The organism is Rhodanobacter humi (genome assembly GCF_041107455.1).
Classification (GTDB): domain Bacteria; phylum Pseudomonadota; class Gammaproteobacteria; order Xanthomonadales; family Rhodanobacteraceae; genus Rhodanobacter_A.
In genome coordinates, this window is record NZ_JBGBPY010000001.1 from 1,316,098 (window position 1) to 1,331,783 (window position 15,686).

At 69.8% G+C, this 15,686-nt stretch carries 11 protein-coding genes; 5 read left to right on the top strand and 6 right to left on the bottom strand.

The features are described from left to right. Nucleotides 1–563 precede the first annotated feature (563 nt). The 3 genes from ltaE to lptF all read right to left on the bottom strand — a co-directional run bounded on the left by ltaE (nt 564) and on the right by lptF (nt 3,894). Entirely contained in the window at nt 564–1,583 is a 1,020-nt protein-coding gene (ltaE, locus tag AB7878_RS05890; protein ID WP_369493464.1) for a low-specificity L-threonine aldolase, read from the bottom strand. Nucleotides 1,584–1,690: 107 nt separating this feature from the next. Next, complete coding sequence (gene lptG / locus AB7878_RS05895) at nt 1,691–2,785, bottom strand: LPS export ABC transporter permease LptG (RefSeq protein ID WP_369493465.1); 1,095 nt, start codon at nt 2,783–2,785, stop codon at nt 1,691–1,693. Continuing rightward, nucleotides 2,782–3,894: an LPS export ABC transporter permease LptF gene (gene lptF, locus AB7878_RS05900; RefSeq protein ID WP_369493466.1), complete on the bottom strand. Its 1,113-nt coding sequence runs from the start codon at nt 3,892–3,894 to the stop codon at nt 2,782–2,784. Before lptF ends, lptG begins: the two co-directional genes overlap by 4 nt. 95 nt (nt 3,895–3,989) lie before the next feature. On the opposite strand from lptF, the gene AB7878_RS05905 reads away from it, so the two are divergent. Together AB7878_RS05905 and AB7878_RS05910 are read left to right on the top strand one after the other, a co-directional pair. Further along, nucleotides 3,990–5,477 (top strand): leucyl aminopeptidase, encoded by a 1,488-nt coding sequence (locus tag AB7878_RS05905; protein ID WP_369493467.1) that lies wholly within the window; start codon nt 3,990–3,992, stop codon nt 5,475–5,477. Between the two features lie 158 nt (nt 5,478–5,635). Further along, entirely contained in the window at nt 5,636–6,058 is a 423-nt protein-coding gene (locus tag AB7878_RS05910) for a DNA polymerase III subunit chi (RefSeq protein WP_369495725.1), read from the top strand. A gap of 5 nt (nt 6,059–6,063) precedes the next feature. On the opposite strand, the gene AB7878_RS05915 is transcribed toward AB7878_RS05910, so the two are convergent. Both AB7878_RS05915 and AB7878_RS05920 read right to left on the bottom strand, forming a co-directional pair. After that, nucleotides 6,064–9,645 carry a hybrid sensor histidine kinase/response regulator gene (locus AB7878_RS05915; RefSeq protein WP_369493468.1) on the bottom strand — a complete coding sequence of 1,194 codons (3,582 nt, stop codon included), beginning with the start codon at nt 9,643–9,645 and terminating at the stop codon, nt 6,064–6,066. Nucleotides 9,646–9,814: 169 nt separating this feature from the next. Then, nucleotides 9,815–13,396, bottom strand: coding sequence for a hybrid sensor histidine kinase/response regulator (locus AB7878_RS05920; RefSeq protein WP_369493469.1), 3,582 nt, complete (start codon nt 13,394–13,396; stop codon nt 9,815–9,817). A gap of 182 nt (nt 13,397–13,578) precedes the next feature. Between AB7878_RS05920 and AB7878_RS05925 the strand changes: the two genes are divergently transcribed. Genes AB7878_RS05925 through AB7878_RS05935 form a run of 3 tightly spaced genes read left to right on the top strand, consistent with a single transcriptional unit; the run spans nt 13,579 to nt 15,325 of the window. Then, nucleotides 13,579–14,202 carry a YceI family protein gene (locus tag AB7878_RS05925; protein ID WP_369493470.1) on the top strand — a complete coding sequence of 208 codons (624 nt, stop codon included), beginning with the start codon at nt 13,579–13,581 and terminating at the stop codon, nt 14,200–14,202. Continuing rightward, a complete protein-coding gene (locus AB7878_RS05930) occupies nt 14,199–14,771 on the top strand; it encodes a cytochrome b (RefSeq protein ID WP_369493471.1) in 573 nt (190 codons plus the stop codon). The genes AB7878_RS05925 and AB7878_RS05930 overlap by 4 nt, the downstream gene beginning before the upstream one ends. Next, complete coding sequence (locus AB7878_RS05935; RefSeq protein ID WP_369493472.1) at nt 14,768–15,325, top strand: YceI family protein; 558 nt, start codon at nt 14,768–14,770, stop codon at nt 15,323–15,325. The genes AB7878_RS05930 and AB7878_RS05935 overlap by 4 nt, the downstream gene beginning before the upstream one ends. A gap of 68 nt (nt 15,326–15,393) precedes the next feature. Here AB7878_RS05935 and AB7878_RS05940 read toward each other — a convergent pair whose 3' ends face one another. Next, nucleotides 15,394–15,624: a glutaredoxin family protein gene (locus AB7878_RS05940; protein WP_369493473.1), complete on the bottom strand. Its 231-nt coding sequence runs from the start codon at nt 15,622–15,624 to the stop codon at nt 15,394–15,396. Between the last annotated feature and the right edge of the window lie 62 nt (nt 15,625–15,686).

Sequence of the window (15,686 nt, forward strand, 5' to 3'; positions counted from 1 at the left end):
CCCGCGCGAAAAGGCGAGCCCATCCATGGGCTCGCCCGCTGCGCGGCCTCCTCGTCCCCACCTCACCGCCGCCCAAGGGCCCCGGAAGAGCGGCGCGCATCCTGCGCGCACTCCTCGAAAAGCCGAATCAAAGGCAAGGCTCGCTGCGCGGCTGCTCTTGTTCTCGCAGCCGCTTCGCGGCTGCGTCCGAGTGCGCGCCGGGAGCGCGCTGCTTTACCCGGGGCCCCTATGGCGCGGCGGGCGGGTGGAGGAAAGTCCGCAGGATGGCTCGCATGGATGCGAGCCAGTTTTCCGCCGGCACACGGAGGTGCCGTCGGAAAACCCCGGAACCCGCCCGCGCACCCGCAGGGCAGGATGCCCGGAGGGCGCGCCATCGGGGTGCCCCTCTCTTTGGTTACTTTCTCTCGGGCACGCGAGAGAAAGTGACTCGGGACGCGGCAGCGGCTCGAAACCGCTTTGAACCTTGCGCGTTGCGCGATCACCCGTCGATAGCAATCAACTCGGCCACCACCAAATGAATGAAACCGCCCCGTCGCGCGCACTAGCAGCCAGGGAAAACCACCTCACCCGCGCGCGAAGAAAGCGCGGAACGCCTCCGCCACCCGCTCGACGCCCGCATCGTCCACATCCAGATGCGTCACCAGCCGCAGCGTGGGCAGGTAGCCGATGCTGATGCGGATGTCCGCCGCGCGGAGGTGCGCGTCCAGTGCGCGCAGGCGCCCGGTCGGCACGTCGACGAAGACCATGTTGGTGTGCTGGCCGAGCAGGCTCACGCCGGCAATCTCGCGCAGGCAGCCGGCGAGGTAGGCCGCGCGACGATGGTCGTCGGCCAACCGCGCCACGTGGTGATCGAGTGCGTGCAGGCCCGCGGCGGCGAGCATGCCGGCCTGGCGCCAGCCACCGCCGGCGACCTTGCGCCAGCGGCGCGCCTTCTCGATCAGCGGCGCGGAACCCGCCAGCACCGAACCCACCGGGGCGCCCAGGCCCTTGGACAGGCAGATCGACACGCTGTCGAAATGCTGCGCGATGGCGCGCGCCGATACACCGCTTGCCACGGCCGCGTTGTAGAGACGCGCGCCGTCCAGGTGCAGAGCCAGCCCGTGCTCGCGGGCGAAGTCGTGTGCGGCTTCGAGGTAATCCAGCGGCAGCACGCGGCCGTGCCAGGTGTTTTCCAGCGCGAGCAGTTTCGTGCGCGCGAAGTGCGGATCGACCGGCTTGATCGCCGCGGCGATGCGCGGGAGCGGCAGCGTGCCGTCCTCGTCCTGCACGATGGGTTGCGGCTGGATCGAGCCCAATACCGCGGCGCCGCCGCCCTCGAACTTGTAGGTGTGCGCGTCCATGCCGACGAGGTATTCGTCGCCGCGCTCGCAGTGGCTCATCAGCGCGAGCAGGTTGCTCTGCGTGCCGCTGGGCACGAACAGCGCATCCTCGAAACCGAGCTCGCCGGCCATGCGCTTCTGCAGCGCGTTGACGGTGGGGTCCTCGCCGTAGACGTCGTCGCCCACTTCGGCGTCCAGCATCGCGGCACGCATCGCCGGCGTGGGGCGGGTCACGGTGTCGCTGCGCAGGTCGACTACGTTCATCGTTCGCTACTCCGAATCAATCACGGAAACGTTCCACCCAACCCGCTCGCGGCACCGGGATGTACCGCGCGCGGCCAGGCACCCAAGCGCTTGACCGCGGAATCCAGTCAGGCGTGCTTGCGGAAATACAGCCACGCCACCAGCGCCAGCAAGGTCGCGGGCAGCAGGTTGGCGAGCAGCGGCGGCATGCCGTAGACGGTGCCGAAATTCACCATCGCCTTCTGCAGGAAGTACCAGGCGATCGCCAGCAGCATGCCGATGAAGATGCGCTTGCCGAGGCCGCCCGAGCGCATCGCGCCGAACGCGAACGGCATCGCGCACAGCACCAGCACCAGCACGTTGAGCGCGTACAGCGCGCGGCCCCAGAACGCCACTGCGTACACGCCGGGGCTTTCGCCGTTGCGCTCGAGATAGCGCATGCTGCGGCGCAGGTCGCGCATCGACAGGTACTGCGGCTGGATCACCGATTGCGCCAGCACCTGCGGGTTGAGGCTGGATTGCCACTGCTCGCTGGCCGCGCTGCTGCTGTGCGTGCCGGTGGCGTCCAGCGTGGTGCTGCGCACGTCGTGCAGGATCCACTCGTGGCCGTCGTGGTCGGCGGTCTTGGCCCAGTCGAAGCGGCTGAGCTGGCCGTCGGAAGTGAGCGTGAACACGCGCACGTCGGTGAGCTGCACCGCGTCGTGATCGCCCACCCGGCGCACCACGCTGCCGCGCGCGTTGATGATGCGGTCGCCGTCGCGCGCCCACAGCCCGCTGCCGGTGGCGCCGATGTTGCCGGACTTCATGCGCAACTGCATGGTCTGCGCGAGCTGGTCGCCCCAGGGCGCGGCGGTTTCGCCCAGGATCACCACGCCCACGATCAGCACCGCGATCACTCCGGTGGCCGAGGCGGCGATGCGCAGGCGCGACATGCCGGCGGCGCGCAGCGCGGTGAGCTCGCCGGTGGCGGCGAGACCGCCCAGGCCCAGCAGGCCGCCGATCAGCGCCGCGTTACCGAACATCTCGTAGGCGCGGCGTGGCGTCGTCACCAGCACGTATACCGTCGCATTCATCAGCGTGAAACCGTTCTTGCCCACGTTGGCGAGCTGGCGCAGGAACTGGGTGACCGCGTCGAAGCCGGTGAGCACCAGCCATACGCCGATCAGCGAACCAAGCACGCTGAGCGCGACCAGCTTGTCCACGCGCTTGATCGTGAGCGTCATGCCGTCAGCGCCTTCTCGTTGCGCGGCTTGCGCGGCGCGTACTGCTTCCGCCACAGCCACGCGGCGAACGCCAGCATCAGCACGTGCAGCAGCCACAGCGCCGTCTCGTGGTGCCAGTGGCCCTTGCCGATCTGCGCCCGCCCCAGCGCCAGCAGCAGGTAGTACAGGTAGAAGCTCAGCATCGCCAGCATCAGGCGGCCGTAGCGCGGTTCGCGCGGGCTCTGCCGCGACAGCGGCAACGCCAGCATCAGCATCACCAGGGTCAGCGCCGGCGCGTTGGTGCGCCAGGCCAGCTCGGCAAGGGCGACCGGACTGGTGGAGCGCGCGAGATCCAGCGTGGACATGCTCTCGACGGGATCCTCGTCGTCGTCGCTGGTCACGTTGGAGAGCGAGGTATCGTTGCGCTGGTACTGCATGCGCCGCCAGCTGTCCGCACCCAGCGGGATGTCGTACTGCCAGCCGTCGCGGAACGCGATGTAGCGGTTCGCGCCGTTGCTCTCCTGATACAGCTGGCCATTGCTGGCGGTGACCAGCTTGACGTGCAGCTGGCCATCCTTGCTGGTGCGCTGGGTGGACACGAAGCTGCGGCCCAGCCGGGTACCGTCCTGGCTCAGCGTGTCGACGAAGATGATGCCGCCCTTGCCCGGCAATTCGGTGAAGCGGCCGGCGTCGAGGCCAGCAGCGACCACCGAACGGTTCGCCGCGGTCACCATCGCATCGCTGGTGCGCGCCGCCCACGGCCCCAGCCACAGCGACACCACCGCGGTGAGCAGCACCAGCGCCACGGCGAGTATCGCCATCGGCCGCAGCAGCCCGTTCGGCCCCATGCCGGAAGACATCAGCACGTGCATCTCGCTTTCGCGGTACATCCGGCCCAGCGCCATCAGCACGCCGATCATGCTGGCCAGCGGCAGCATGTTGGTGAGCCCTCCCAAGGTGCGCAGGCTCAACACCTGGAACATCACGCTGGCCGGAAAGCTGCCCTTGGCCACCTGCTGCAGCACGGCGGCGAACGCGGTGCCGGCGACGATCACCATCAGCACCACCACGGTGGCGGCCACGGTCTGCGCCAGCTCGCGCAGGAAATAGCGGTCGAGAATGCTCAGCATGCGATAAACTTGTGGGCTTCCGTCAACGCCGACCCCGCCGGCGAACCGCCAGTTTAGCCGGTTCGCCGCTGGCCGCGCCCACGCAGGAACGCCCGATGACCCTCCAGTTCAGCCTGACCACCGCTGCCCCCGAAACCGCCGACACTGCCTGCATTCTGGTGGGCGTGTACGAACAGGGCGTGCTGACCAGCGCGGCCGCCCGCGTGGACGGTGCCACCGGTGGAGCGATCAAGCGCCAGGTGGAGAGCGGCGACATCAGCGGCAAGGCCGGCAGCAGCACGCTGCTCTACGCGCCGATCGGCATCGCGGCGAAGCGCGTGCTGGTGGTGGGCCTGGGCACGCAGAAGGGTTTCGACGCGGCGCGCTACCAGAAGGTGGCGATCGAGGCCGCCCGCGCGCTGGGCAGGCTGCCCGTGAACGAAGCGGTGTCGTACCTCGCCGAGGCGGACGTGCCGGACCGCGACGCCGCCTGGCGCGTGCGCACCGCCGCGCTGTCCGCCGACCACGCCGCCTACCGCTACACCGCCACGTTCAAGCCGCGCGAGAAGAGCGCGCAGCCGGAACTGGCCGCGCTCGCCTTCGCCGCGGGCGCCGATGCGGAAGCCGGCCTGACGCAGGCCCGCGGCATCGCCGAGGGCGTGCGCTTCGCGCGCGAACTGGCCAACCTGCCGCCGAACATCTGCACGCCCGCCTACATCGCCGCGCAGGCGCAGGCCTTTGCCGACGCGCACGACAAGGTCGATTGCCGCGTGCTCGACCACGTGGAGATGGAGAAGCTCGGCTTCGGTTCGCTGCTCGCGGTGGGTCGCGGCTCGGCGAACAAGCCGAAGCTGATCGCGCTGCAGTACCACGGCGGCGCCGAGGGCGTTGCGCCCTATGCCTTCGTCGGCAAGGGCATCACCTTCGACACCGGCGGCATCAGCCTCAAGCCCGGCCCCGGCATGGAGGAGATGAAGTTCGACATGGGCGGCGCGGCCGGCGTGCTCGGCGCCTTCGTCGCCGCGGTGAAGATGGGCGTCGGGCAGAACCTGGTCTGCGTGGTGCCTTCGGCCGAGAACATGCCCGACGGCGACAGCTACCGCCCTGGCGACGTGCTCACCAGCCTGTCCGGCCTCACCATCGAGGTGCTCAACACCGATGCCGAGGGCCGGCTGATCCTGTGCGACGCGCTGACCTGGACCGCGCGGACGTTCCAGCCGCAGGCGATGGTCGACGCCGCCACGCTCACCGGCGCCTGCGTGATCGCGCTGGGCAAGCACGCCAGCGGCCTGTTCAGCAAACACGACGACCTTGCCGCCGAGCTGCTCGCCGCGGGCGAGCACGCGCTGGACCGTGCGTGGCGCATGCCGCTGTGGGACGACTACCAGGTGCAGCTCGACTCCGGCTTCGCCGACGTCGCCAACATCGGCGGCAAGAGCGCCGGCGCGATCACCGCCGCCTGCTTCCTGTCGCGCTTCGCCGAAGGCCAGCGCTGGGCGCATCTGGACATCGCCGGCACGGCCTGGGACGAGGGCCGCAAGGGCCTCGCCACCGGTCGCCCGGTGGCGCTGCTGGCACAGTGGCTGATCGACCGCGGCGCGTAAACTTCCGGAGCACCGTCATTCCGGCGCAGGCCGGAGGAGCTTCACAACAGCGAAGCTGGTCATCCAGTCATCCCGGTTTCCGGTTGAGCGGCGAGGCAACAACCGAATATCGTCACTACTGGATTCCGGCCGGAATGACGAGCAAGAGCGAATACACCATGCCCCGCGCCGACTTCTACCTGATCGACAAGCCGCGCTTCCGCGAACAGCCGCTGCTCCTGGTATGCGAGCTGGTGAAGCGCGCGTTCGCGGCGCAGCAGCCCACGCTGATCCTCACCCGCGACCACGCGCAGGCCGAGGCGATCGACGAATTGCTGTGGGCGTTCGACGAGGATGCCTTCATCCCGCACCAGCTCGCCGGCGACGACGACGATGCAGGTACCGCGGTGCTGATCGTGCCGCCGGGCGTGGACACGCCGGATCGCCCGCTGGTCATCAACCTGCGCGAGGGCTGCGCCGGCGGCCAGTTCCAGCGCGTGCTGGAAGTGGTGCCGGCCGACGAGGCGGAGCGCACGGGATCGCGCGAACGCTGGAGCGAATACAAGCGTCGCGGCTTCGAGCTGCACAAGAACGACATGTAAGCGGCTCAGCCGGCCATCGCCAGCTCGCCCCCGCCCGCTCCGCGCAACACCCAAGCCAGCATCGCCGCCAGTTGCTCGCCACTGAGCGGCTTGCGCAGGAAGCCGTCCATGCCCGCCTCACGCGCGTGCGCCTCGTCCGTCTCGCCCGAGCGGGCCGTCACCGCCACGATCGGCAGGTGCTTTCCCGCCTCGCGCTGGCGGATCAACCGCGCCACCTGGAAACCGTCCACGCCCGGCAGGTCCAGGTCCAGCAGCACCGCGTCGTAACGGTTCCGCTCCAGCTCGGCCAAGGCCAGCAAGCCGTTCGCCACGTGGCAGGCCATATGGCCCTGCTGCTGCAACAGGCCGGTGATGACGGCCGCCACGATCGGGTCGTCCTCCACCAGCAGCAGGCGCAGCGGATGTTCATCAGCGGGTGATGGCGAGGCTTGTTCATCCGCGGCGTGGCCCACCTCGATCAACGGCAGGCGCACCAGAAAACTGCTGCCGTGCCCCAGCCGCGATTGCAGCTCGATGCTGCCGCCCATCATCTCCACCAGCTCGCGGCAGATCGCCAGGCCCAACCCGCTGCCGGCGCGGCGCTGCGGGCTCTCTTCCTGCTCGAAGCGCTGGAACAGCCGCGCCTGGCTGCCTTCGGGAATGCCCGGGCCGGTGTCGATGACGCTGAACAAGAGAGCGTCGCCGCCGCGCGCGGCACGCAGCGTCACGCTGCCGTGCGCGGTGAACTTCAGCGCATTGTTCGCGAGGTTCAGCAGCACCTGCTTGACGCGCACCGCGTCGCCGATCGCCTGCGCCGGCAGGTCGTCGGCGATCTCCACCACGAAGCGCAGGCCCTTGCTCCAGGCCTGGCCCTGCTCCAGCTGCGCCACGTCCTCGACCAGCTGACGCGGGTCGAACGGCGCCGGCTCCAGCTCCAGCCGCCCGGCGTCGATGCGCACCAGGTCCAGCGCGTCGTTGAGCAGCTTCAGCAGCATGCTGCCGGAGCGTTGCATCGCCCGCGTGTAGTCCTGCTGCTTCGGGTCCAGCGGCGTGTTCAAGAGCAGCTCGGCCATGCCCATCACGCCGGTCATCGGCGTGCGGATCTCGTGGCTCAGCGTGGCGAGGAACTGCGTCTTCGCCGCGCTGGCCTGCTCGGCCAGCGCGCGCCGCTGCTCGATCAGCTCGATCCGGTGGCGCTGCGCCAGCCGCCGCCGCCACGCCCACATGATCCAGCCCACCACCGCCGCCAGCGCCAGCGCGTACAGCAGCCACGCCCACCAGCGCAGCCACGGCGGCGCCTGCACGTGGATGCGCAGTGGCTGCGCCAGATGCGACCACACACCCTCCGCGCCCGTCGCCATCACGTCCAGCGTGTAGTCGCCGCTGCCCAGGCCGGAGAGGTCGCGCTCGCCCTGGTTGCCCACGTCCACCCAGCCGGGATCGAAGCCGTGCAGGAAGAAGCGATAGTGGTTGTCCGCGGGATCGAGGTACGAGTACACGCGCGCCCGGATGTCCAGCTGGCGGTCGCGCCAGCCCACCTTCACCACCCCGGCGCCGATCGGCAGCGCCTGCTGCGTGCCGTGCCGGCGAACGCTGATGCCGGTGATCGCCAGTGGCGGCACCGTCTTCTGCACGCCGATCCGGTCCGGATCGAAGGCCACCACGCCGCCCAGGGTCGGTGCATACAGGTAACCGCTGGGCATGAGGGCGTAGCCGCGCGAGAACTCGCCGTTGGCAAGCCCGTCCTGCAGGCCGAAGGAACGGAAACGCCCGTTCGCCGGGTCGAAGCGCCACAGGCCGTCGTGACCGAACACCCAGACCCGGCCCCCGGTATCCACCTTGAGGTCCACCACGTTGATCGACGGCCAGCCGTGCGCCGCTTCCACCGTGCGCTCGCGCACCAGCTTGCCGTCGCCTTCGATGCGGTAGTGCGTCATGCCGTTCGCATTGGCCATCCAGATGCCGTGCGGGGTGAACGCGAACGCATCCACGCTCTGCCCCTTCGGCGGCCCCGGCGCCATCACGAAGCGGTCGCGCGCGCCGTCCAGCCGCATCATGCCGCCGTCGCTGGCGTACCAGAACACGCCATCGTGCAGCGTCATCTGGCTGCCCCAGCGCACCTTCTCGTTGGCCTGATCCATCGCCACCGGACTCACCGCCAGCGTGTCCGGATCGATGCGGAAGATGCCTTCGCCGAAGGTGCGCGCATACATCTTGTCGTCCGGACCCGGCTCCACCTCCAGCGGACGCCGCATGCCGCTGCTGCCCGCGGGATCGACGCGCATGCAGGGACGGCGCGGGTCGTCGCACACCTCGATCGCCCCCTGCACCACCACCCACAGGCGTCCGCGCGCGTCCTCGGTCATGCCGACCACGTCGCCGCCGAGATCCGAGTAGCTGTGCTCCACCTGCCCGGTGACGGGGTCGAGCCGGTCCACCCGGCCGGCACGCTCGCCCACCCAGACATGGCGACCGTCCTTGCCGCGCGCCATGGTGGTGGCGATCGAGTCGCGCAAGCTGGCCGGATCGTCCGGAATGTGGGTGAAGCGGCTGAAGCTGTCCCAGCCCGGCGCCAGGTAGCCGATGCCGCCGTCGAACAGCGCGAACCACAGTCCCCCGGCGCGATCGACCAGCATCTGCCATACCCAGGTGCCGGGCAGGTCGCCGTTCAACGCGGGCTGGTTGGTCACCGGCATCACCGGGGCGTCCGCACGCGGCTGCATGAACAGCCCGCGCTGCGTGCCGACCCACAGCCGCCCGGCATCGTCGCGCACGCTGGCCATCACGTTGGTGGCGGGAATCGTGCTGCCGCCGAAATGCCGTGCCAGGCCGTCCGACCCCACCACCATCAGGCCACGGATGGTAGCGATGCGCACCTCGTCGCCATTCCCGCCGATGCTCCAGGCCGACATCGACTGCCGCGGATCGGCGGCCAGCACCGGGTGCACCTGCCCCTGCGCATCGCGGCGGAACACGCCGAGGTCGCTGCCGATCCACAGCTGGCCGCGGGCATCGACATAGAGCGCGCCGACCAGGCCGAAGCTCTCGGCCTTGCCGCCGGGCGCCTGGTAGCTCACGTGCTCGAAGCCGCGGCCATCCGGCCGCATGCGGTCCAGCCCTTGCCCCGTGCCCACCCACAGCGTGCCGTCCGGCGTCTGCGCGAGCGACCAGGTGCGGTCGCTGGCGAGGCTGGCGGGATCGTCAGGGTCGTGTCCCCAGTGCTCGAACTTGCCGGTGGCCGCGTCGTAGCGGTTCAGTCCCCCATTGAGGCCACCCGCCCACAGGCGGTTGTGGTCATCCACCAGCAGCGCGGCGACGCCGTTGTCGTACAGCGAACCCGGATCGTTCGCCACGTGGCGGAACACCTTGAAATGCACGCCGTCGTAGCGCGCGATGCCGCCCTTGGTGCCGAACCAGATCGCCCCGGCGTGATCCTGCACCACGGCGTAGACATTGGAACTGGGCAAGCCATCGGGCACGCCGTAGCGGCGGAACTGCGGCGTGACCATGGGCACCGCCGCCACGGCGGGAGCCGGCGGGGCGGTCGCCTTCGCGGACGCGGGCACCGCGATGAGCAGGAGCAGGCCGGACAAACCTGCCGACAGCATCGGCCTGCAACCCATCACGTTCCCCTGCATGGCGGCGCCCGGGCAGGCGCGGCGACCCCGCACGGCCTGCACCGTTTCGTCCGCGGATCATGCCAAAACGAAGCCGGGGAAGCGAATGCGGGGGCCGCTTTCACGCACCCCGGCGCGCGAAAGCGGCGCGGAATGCGCCCTACCCGGCCGCAACCGCCTCGGCATCCTCCTCGTCGCCCGTCGCACGCAGCACGCGCGCCAGCATCGCCGCCAGCTGCTCGCCGCTGAGCGGCTTGCGCAGGAAGCCGTCCATGCCCGCCTCGCGCGCGTGCGCCTCGTCCGTCTCGCCCGAGCGGGCCGTCACCGCCACGATCGGCAGGTGCTTTCCCGCCTCGCGCTGGCGGATCAGCCGCGCCACCTGGAAACCGTCCACCCCCGGCAGGTCCAGGTCCAGCAGCACCGCGTCGTAGCGGTTCCGCTCCAGCTCGGCCAAGGCCAGCAAGCCGTTCGCCACGTGGCAGGCCGCATGGCCCTGCTGCTGCAACAACCCGGTGATGACGGCCGCCACGATCGGGTCGTCCTCCACCAGCAGCAGGCGCAGCGGATGTTCATCCGCGGGTGATGGTGAGGCTTGTTCATCCGCGGCGTGGCCCACCTCGATCAACGGCAGGCGCACCAGGAAACTGCTGCCGTGCCCCAGCCGCGATTGCAGCTCGATGCTGCCGCCCATCATCTCCACCAGCTCGCGACAGATCGCCAGGCCCAGCCCGCTGCCGGCGCGGCGCTGCGGGCTCTCTTCCTGCTCGAAGCGCTGGAACAGCCGCGCCTGGCTGCCTTCGGGAATGCCCGGGCCGGTGTCGATGACGCTGAACAAGAGAGCGTCGCCGCCGCGCGCGGCACGCAGCGTCACGCTGCCGTGCGCGGTGAACTTCAGCGCATTGTTCGCGAGGTTCAGCAGCACCTGCTTGACGCGCACCGCGTCGCCGATCGCCTGCGCCGGCAGGTCGTCGGCGATCTCCACCACGAAGCGCAGGCCCTTGCTCCAGGCCTGGCCCTGCTCCAGCTGCGCCACGTCCTCGACCAGCTGACGCGGGTCGAACGGCGCCGGCTCCAGCTCCAGCCGCCCGGCGTCGATGCGCACCAGGTCCAGCGCGTCGTTGAGCAGCTTCAGCAGCATGCTGCCGGAGCGTTGCATCGCCCGCGTGTAGTCCTGCTGCTTCGGGTCCAGCGGCGTGTTCAAGAGCAGCTCGGCCATGCCCATCACGCCGGTCATCGGCGTGCGGATCTCGTGGCTCAGCGTGGCGAGGAACTGCGTCTTCGCCGCGCTGGCCTGCTCGGCCAGCGCGCGCCGCTGCTCGATCAGCTCGATCCGGTGGCGCTGCGCCAGTCGCCGCCGCCACGCCCACATGATCCAGCCCACCACCGCCGCCAGCGCCAGCGCGTACAGCAGCCACGCCCACCAGCGCAGCCACGGCGGCGCCTGCACGTGGATGTGCAGCGGCTGCGTCAGGCGGCCCCACCCGCCGTAGGCGCCGGCCGCCTCGACATGCAAGGTGTAGTCGCCGGCATGCATGCCCACGAATTCGCGGTCGCCGCTGTTGCCCGTGTCGACCCAGTCGTCGTCCACCCCGTCCAACCGGAAGCGGTAGCGGTTCGCCCGCGGATTGACGAAGGAAAGCGCGCGCACGCCGATGCGCAAGTCGCGGTCGTTCCAGACCAGGCCGATGTCGCGCTGGTTGGTCGGCAAGGCCCGCATGCCCCGGCTGCCGCGCACGTCGAGGGCAGTCACCGCCGGCGACGGCACCGCCGGCCGCTCATGCAGCTGCATGGGGTTGAAGCCGATCACGCCGCCTTGCGTGGGGGCAAACAGCGGCCCGCCGGGCACCGGCCGCACCGGGCCGCTGAGGAATTCGTTGTTGACCAGGCCGTCCTGCGCACCGAAGTGCTTGAAGCCGCCGTCGCGCGGGTCGTAGCGCCACAACCCGACCTGGCTGAAGATCCACAGGCGCCCGAGCCGGTCCACATGCATGCCGAGCGTCACCGGATTTTTCCAACCCTGCGCCGTCCCCACCAGGCGATCGCGCACGGCCCGGTCGCCTTCCCAGTGGTAATGCTCCAGCCCGTCGCCGCGCACCAGCCAGAACGTCGGCCCGATCGAGGTGAAGGCAAGCACGTCTTCGCCCCGGGGGATGCCGGGCACGAATTCCATGCGCTGGCTGGCGGGGCTCCAGCGCATCAGGCCTGCACCGCTCGCATACCAGAGCGCGCCGTCGTGCCAGTCCAGGCCCGACACCCGCAGGTCGACGTCCTTCGCGTCCGCCGGCATCGGCACCGGCGTCACCTGCAGCGTCCGGGTATCGATCCGGACCACGCCATACTTCGCCACCGTCAGGTACAACGCGCCGTCGTCGCCCAGCACCAGCACTTCGGGCCGGCTGAACTGGCGGTGCTCCGGATCGATCGTCGTGAGCTTGCCGTCCTTGAATCGCTGCAGCGCCCCGCGCACGGTGAACCACAGGCTGCTGCCGTCGTCGACCATCGAGATCACTTCGGTGTTCACGCCATCGACCACGTGCCGGACCTCGCCGGTAAGCGGATCCAGCTTGTCGATCTTGCCGCGCTCGCCCACCCACAGCTTGCCGTCCGCGCTGGGCGCCACCACGGAGGCCAGCGTATCGCGCAGGCTGGCGGGATCGTCGGGCACGTGCGTGTAGCGCGAGAAGCCCTCCCAGCCGGGCGCCAGGTAGGCGATGCCGCCGTCGTAGAAGGTGAACCACAGGCCGCCTTCGCGATCCGCGACGACGCGCCAGGTCCACTCGCCCGGCAAGCCGCCCAGCACCAGCGGCTGGCTGTGGAAGCGATGGATGCCGGTGCGCGGGTCGTCCATCACCACGCCGTGCAGCGTCACCATCCACAGGCGTCCGGTGTGGTCGCGCGTGCTGTCGAAGACGTATTCCGGTTTCATCTGCGCGGCGCTGAACATCGGCCGCGCCACGCCGTCGGCGTCCACGTGCAGCAGGCCCAGCCGCGTACCGATGCGCAGGTCCTTGCCGCTGCCGTTGATGCGCCAGATCTGGTCGGGCTTGTCTTGGCCGTGCACGACCTCGACCTGCCGGATGCTGCCGTCCGGCAGCCGCTTCAGCAGCAATCCCGACCAGGTGCCGATCCACAGCACGCCGTCGTCGTCGACCTTCAGCGCGCCGACCATCCTGTCCCGGCTGCTGTTGCCGGAACCGCCACCCGCGGCCTGCAGGTAGGGCACGTGCTGCACCTGGCGGCCGTCCGCCGACAAGTGGTCGAGCCCCTCGCGGGTGCCCACCCACAGGCTGCCGTCGCGATCGCGCGCAAGCGCCAGCACCGCGTCGCCGGACAGGCTGTCCGGACGCTTCGGATCGTGGCGCCAGTGCTCGAAATGGCCGGTGGCCGGATCGAGCCGATCCAGCCCGGCATCGCCCGTGGCGATCCACAGTCGCCCGTCCGTGGCGCATACCAGTTGGGTGATGTCATTCGAGGACAAGGTATCCGCGTCGCCGGGCGTGTGCGCGTAGGCCTTGAACTCCACGCCGTCGTAGCGCACCAGGCCGCCGGAACCGCCGAACCACATGAAGCCGCGCTCATCCTGCACCACGGCATTGATCGCCGAACTGGGCAAGCCGTCGCCGGTGTCGTAGTGCCTGAACTGCGGCGTGGGCAGCAGGCCCGTGCCTGGTGCGGCGCTCGCCGCCGCGGCGCCTGCCTGCCCCGCGCCGCCGCCGGCGGCCAACGGCATGGCAGCGGACAAGACGGCTCCCAACACGAGTGATGCAAACATGGTGTATCCCCTGCCCCTCGCCGCATCATGCCAAAACGACGATACCCGCGCGAGCGCGCCCGGCTGTCGCCGCGGCATCGATCCGCGGCGCGAACGCTGCGTTCCGGCATCGCCGCTGGCGCCGGAATCGGCGATCGTCCAGACTTCGCCGCATGTCCCGCGCGCGCCCCACACGCTGGTTGTTGCTGTTGCTGGCCGTACCGGCCATGGCCGCGTTCGCCGGCACGCACGAGTACCGCTACGACACCGTGCACAGCCAGATCGTCTTCAGCATCGACCACGACGGCTATTCGCGGCCGTTCGGGCGGCTGCACATCGCCCGCGGCTGGTTGCGCCTCGATCCGGACGACCTGGGCCATGCGGGCACGGAACTCGACATCGACCTCGCCGGCGTGGACATGGGCGACGCCGGCTGGGACAAGGCGGTCTGCGGGCACGCCCTGCTGGATTGCGCGCACTACCGCGAGGCGCATTTCGTCAGCCATTCGGTGGAACGCACCGACGCGGACCACGGCGTACTGCACGGCACGCTGACCCTGCACGGCGTGAGCCGACCGCTGGCCATTCCGTTCCGACTCAATCGCGTGGCGCGCACGCTGTACGGCCTGCACGCCGTCGCCGGCATCTCGGCCACCGCCAGCCTCGACCGCACCGACTTCGGCATCACCGCCTTTCCGAACTCGATCGGCCATCAGGTGTCGGTGTGGATGGAACTGGAAGCGATCCGCGACGACCATGCTTCCAACGACACCCCTGCCGCCAAGGACACCCCATGAAGCTGCGCAGCGACGACCGCCACTGGGGCGGTATCGCCAAGTCCTTCCACTGGATCGTGGCGCTGGCCATCCTCGGCAACGGCGTGTTCGGCCTGTGCATGGACCTGGCATCGAACCCGATGCAGAAGATCAACTGGCTGGCGCTGCACAAGTCGATCGGCCTCACCGTGCTGGCACTGATGCTGCTGCGCCTGGCCTGGCGCTGGCCGGACGGCCGGCCACGCGAGCTGCCCGCGCCGCGCTGGCAGCAATGGGCCGCGCGCGCCACCCACGCGCTGCTGTACCTGCTGGCGCTGGCCATCCCGGTGAGCGGCTGGTGGTTCAACACGGTGACCGGCAAGCCTCTGCAGTTCTTCAAGCTGTTCAACCTGCCGGGCCTGGGTGCGAAGGACGATGCGCTGCGCCATTTCTCGCACGCGGTGCACGAGTACCTGTTCTGGTTCCTCGTGCTGGTGCTGGTGGGGCACGTGGGCGCTGCGCTGAAGCACCACGTGTTCGACGGCGACGACGTGCTGAGGCGGATGCTGCCGTTCGGCAAACTGCACAACGACAAGGGAGAACGCCCATGACCAAGATCCACCGCCTTCGCGCCGGCCTGCTGCTGGCGCTCGCCCTGCCCGGCGCCACGCTGGCCGCCGACTACACGGTGCAGCCCGCCAGCACGCTGGGCTTCACCGGCAGCTTCCAGGGCGCGAGTTTCGACGGCAGCTTCAAGCAATGGCACGCCGCGATCAGCTACGACCCCGCCCAGCTCGCGCAGTCGAAGTTCGACGTGACCGTGACCACGGCCAGCGTCGCGGTGAGCGACAAGGATCAGCAGGGCGCGCTGCCCGGCAAGGATTTCTTCGACGTGGCGCAGTACCCCAGCGCGCACTTCGTCAGCACCGGTTTCCGCAACGTGGGTGGCAAGGTGGTCGCCGACGGCCAGCTCACCCTGCGCGGCGTGACCAAGCCGGTGAGCCTGACGGTGGATTTCAAGCCGCAGGGCAGGAACGCCACGCTTGACGTGAGCGGCTCGCTCAAGCGGCTGGACTTCGGCGTGGGCGGGGGCGACTACGCCGACACCTCGGTGATCGGTGCCGACGTGAAGGTGCACGCGCACCTGGTGCTGGTGGCGAAATAGGGTGACCCCACCTCAATCCTCCCCTGCATGCAGGGGAGGAGGCGAATGCGTGCGCTGCGCGCAGGCGTTTACCTGATTAAAAAGGCCTGCACCGCCGCCGCGTCGAACGGCCAGTCCAGTTCGCGCCCGTCGCGCAGATCGCGCAGCACCGGCACGCGCGTGCCGTAGCGCGCCTCCAGCGCCGGCGCATCGTCCACCCACACGCTGTCGAATTCCGGCGCGCGCGCTTCGGCCAGTACGGCCAGCGCGAGATCGCACAGGTGGCAGTAGTCACGCTGGTACAGGATCAGGTCGGGCATGCGTGTGCGAATGGACTGCCAAAGACAGGGGCGCCGCGTAGAATAACGGGTTACCCACCTAT

Excerpts from the sequence above, each read along its gene's own strand:
- lptF (WP_369493466.1), bottom strand. The coding sequence starts at position 3,894 with ATGCTGAGCATTCTCGACCGCTATTTCCTGCGCGAGCTGGCGCAGACC.
- AB7878_RS05905 (WP_369493467.1), top strand. The coding sequence starts at position 3,990 with ATGACCCTCCAGTTCAGCCTGACCACCGCTGCCCCCGAAACCGCCGAC.
- AB7878_RS05925 (WP_369493470.1), top strand. The coding sequence starts at position 13,579 with ATGTCCCGCGCGCGCCCCACACGCTGGTTGTTGCTGTTGCTGGCCGTA.
- lptG (WP_369493465.1), bottom strand. The coding sequence starts at position 2,785 with ATGACGCTCACGATCAAGCGCGTGGACAAGCTGGTCGCGCTCAGCGTG.
- AB7878_RS05940 (WP_369493473.1), bottom strand. The coding sequence starts at position 15,624 with ATGCCCGACCTGATCCTGTACCAGCGTGACTACTGCCACCTGTGCGAT.
- AB7878_RS05910 (WP_369495725.1), top strand. The coding sequence starts at position 5,636 with ATGCCCCGCGCCGACTTCTACCTGATCGACAAGCCGCGCTTCCGCGAA.
- AB7878_RS05930 (WP_369493471.1), top strand. The coding sequence starts at position 14,199 with ATGAAGCTGCGCAGCGACGACCGCCACTGGGGCGGTATCGCCAAGTCC.
- AB7878_RS05915 (WP_369493468.1), bottom strand. The coding sequence starts at position 9,645 with ATGCTGTCGGCAGGTTTGTCCGGCCTGCTCCTGCTCATCGCGGTGCCC.
- AB7878_RS05935 (WP_369493472.1), top strand. The coding sequence starts at position 14,768 with ATGACCAAGATCCACCGCCTTCGCGCCGGCCTGCTGCTGGCGCTCGCC.
- ltaE (WP_369493464.1), bottom strand. The coding sequence starts at position 1,583 with ATGAACGTAGTCGACCTGCGCAGCGACACCGTGACCCGCCCCACGCCG.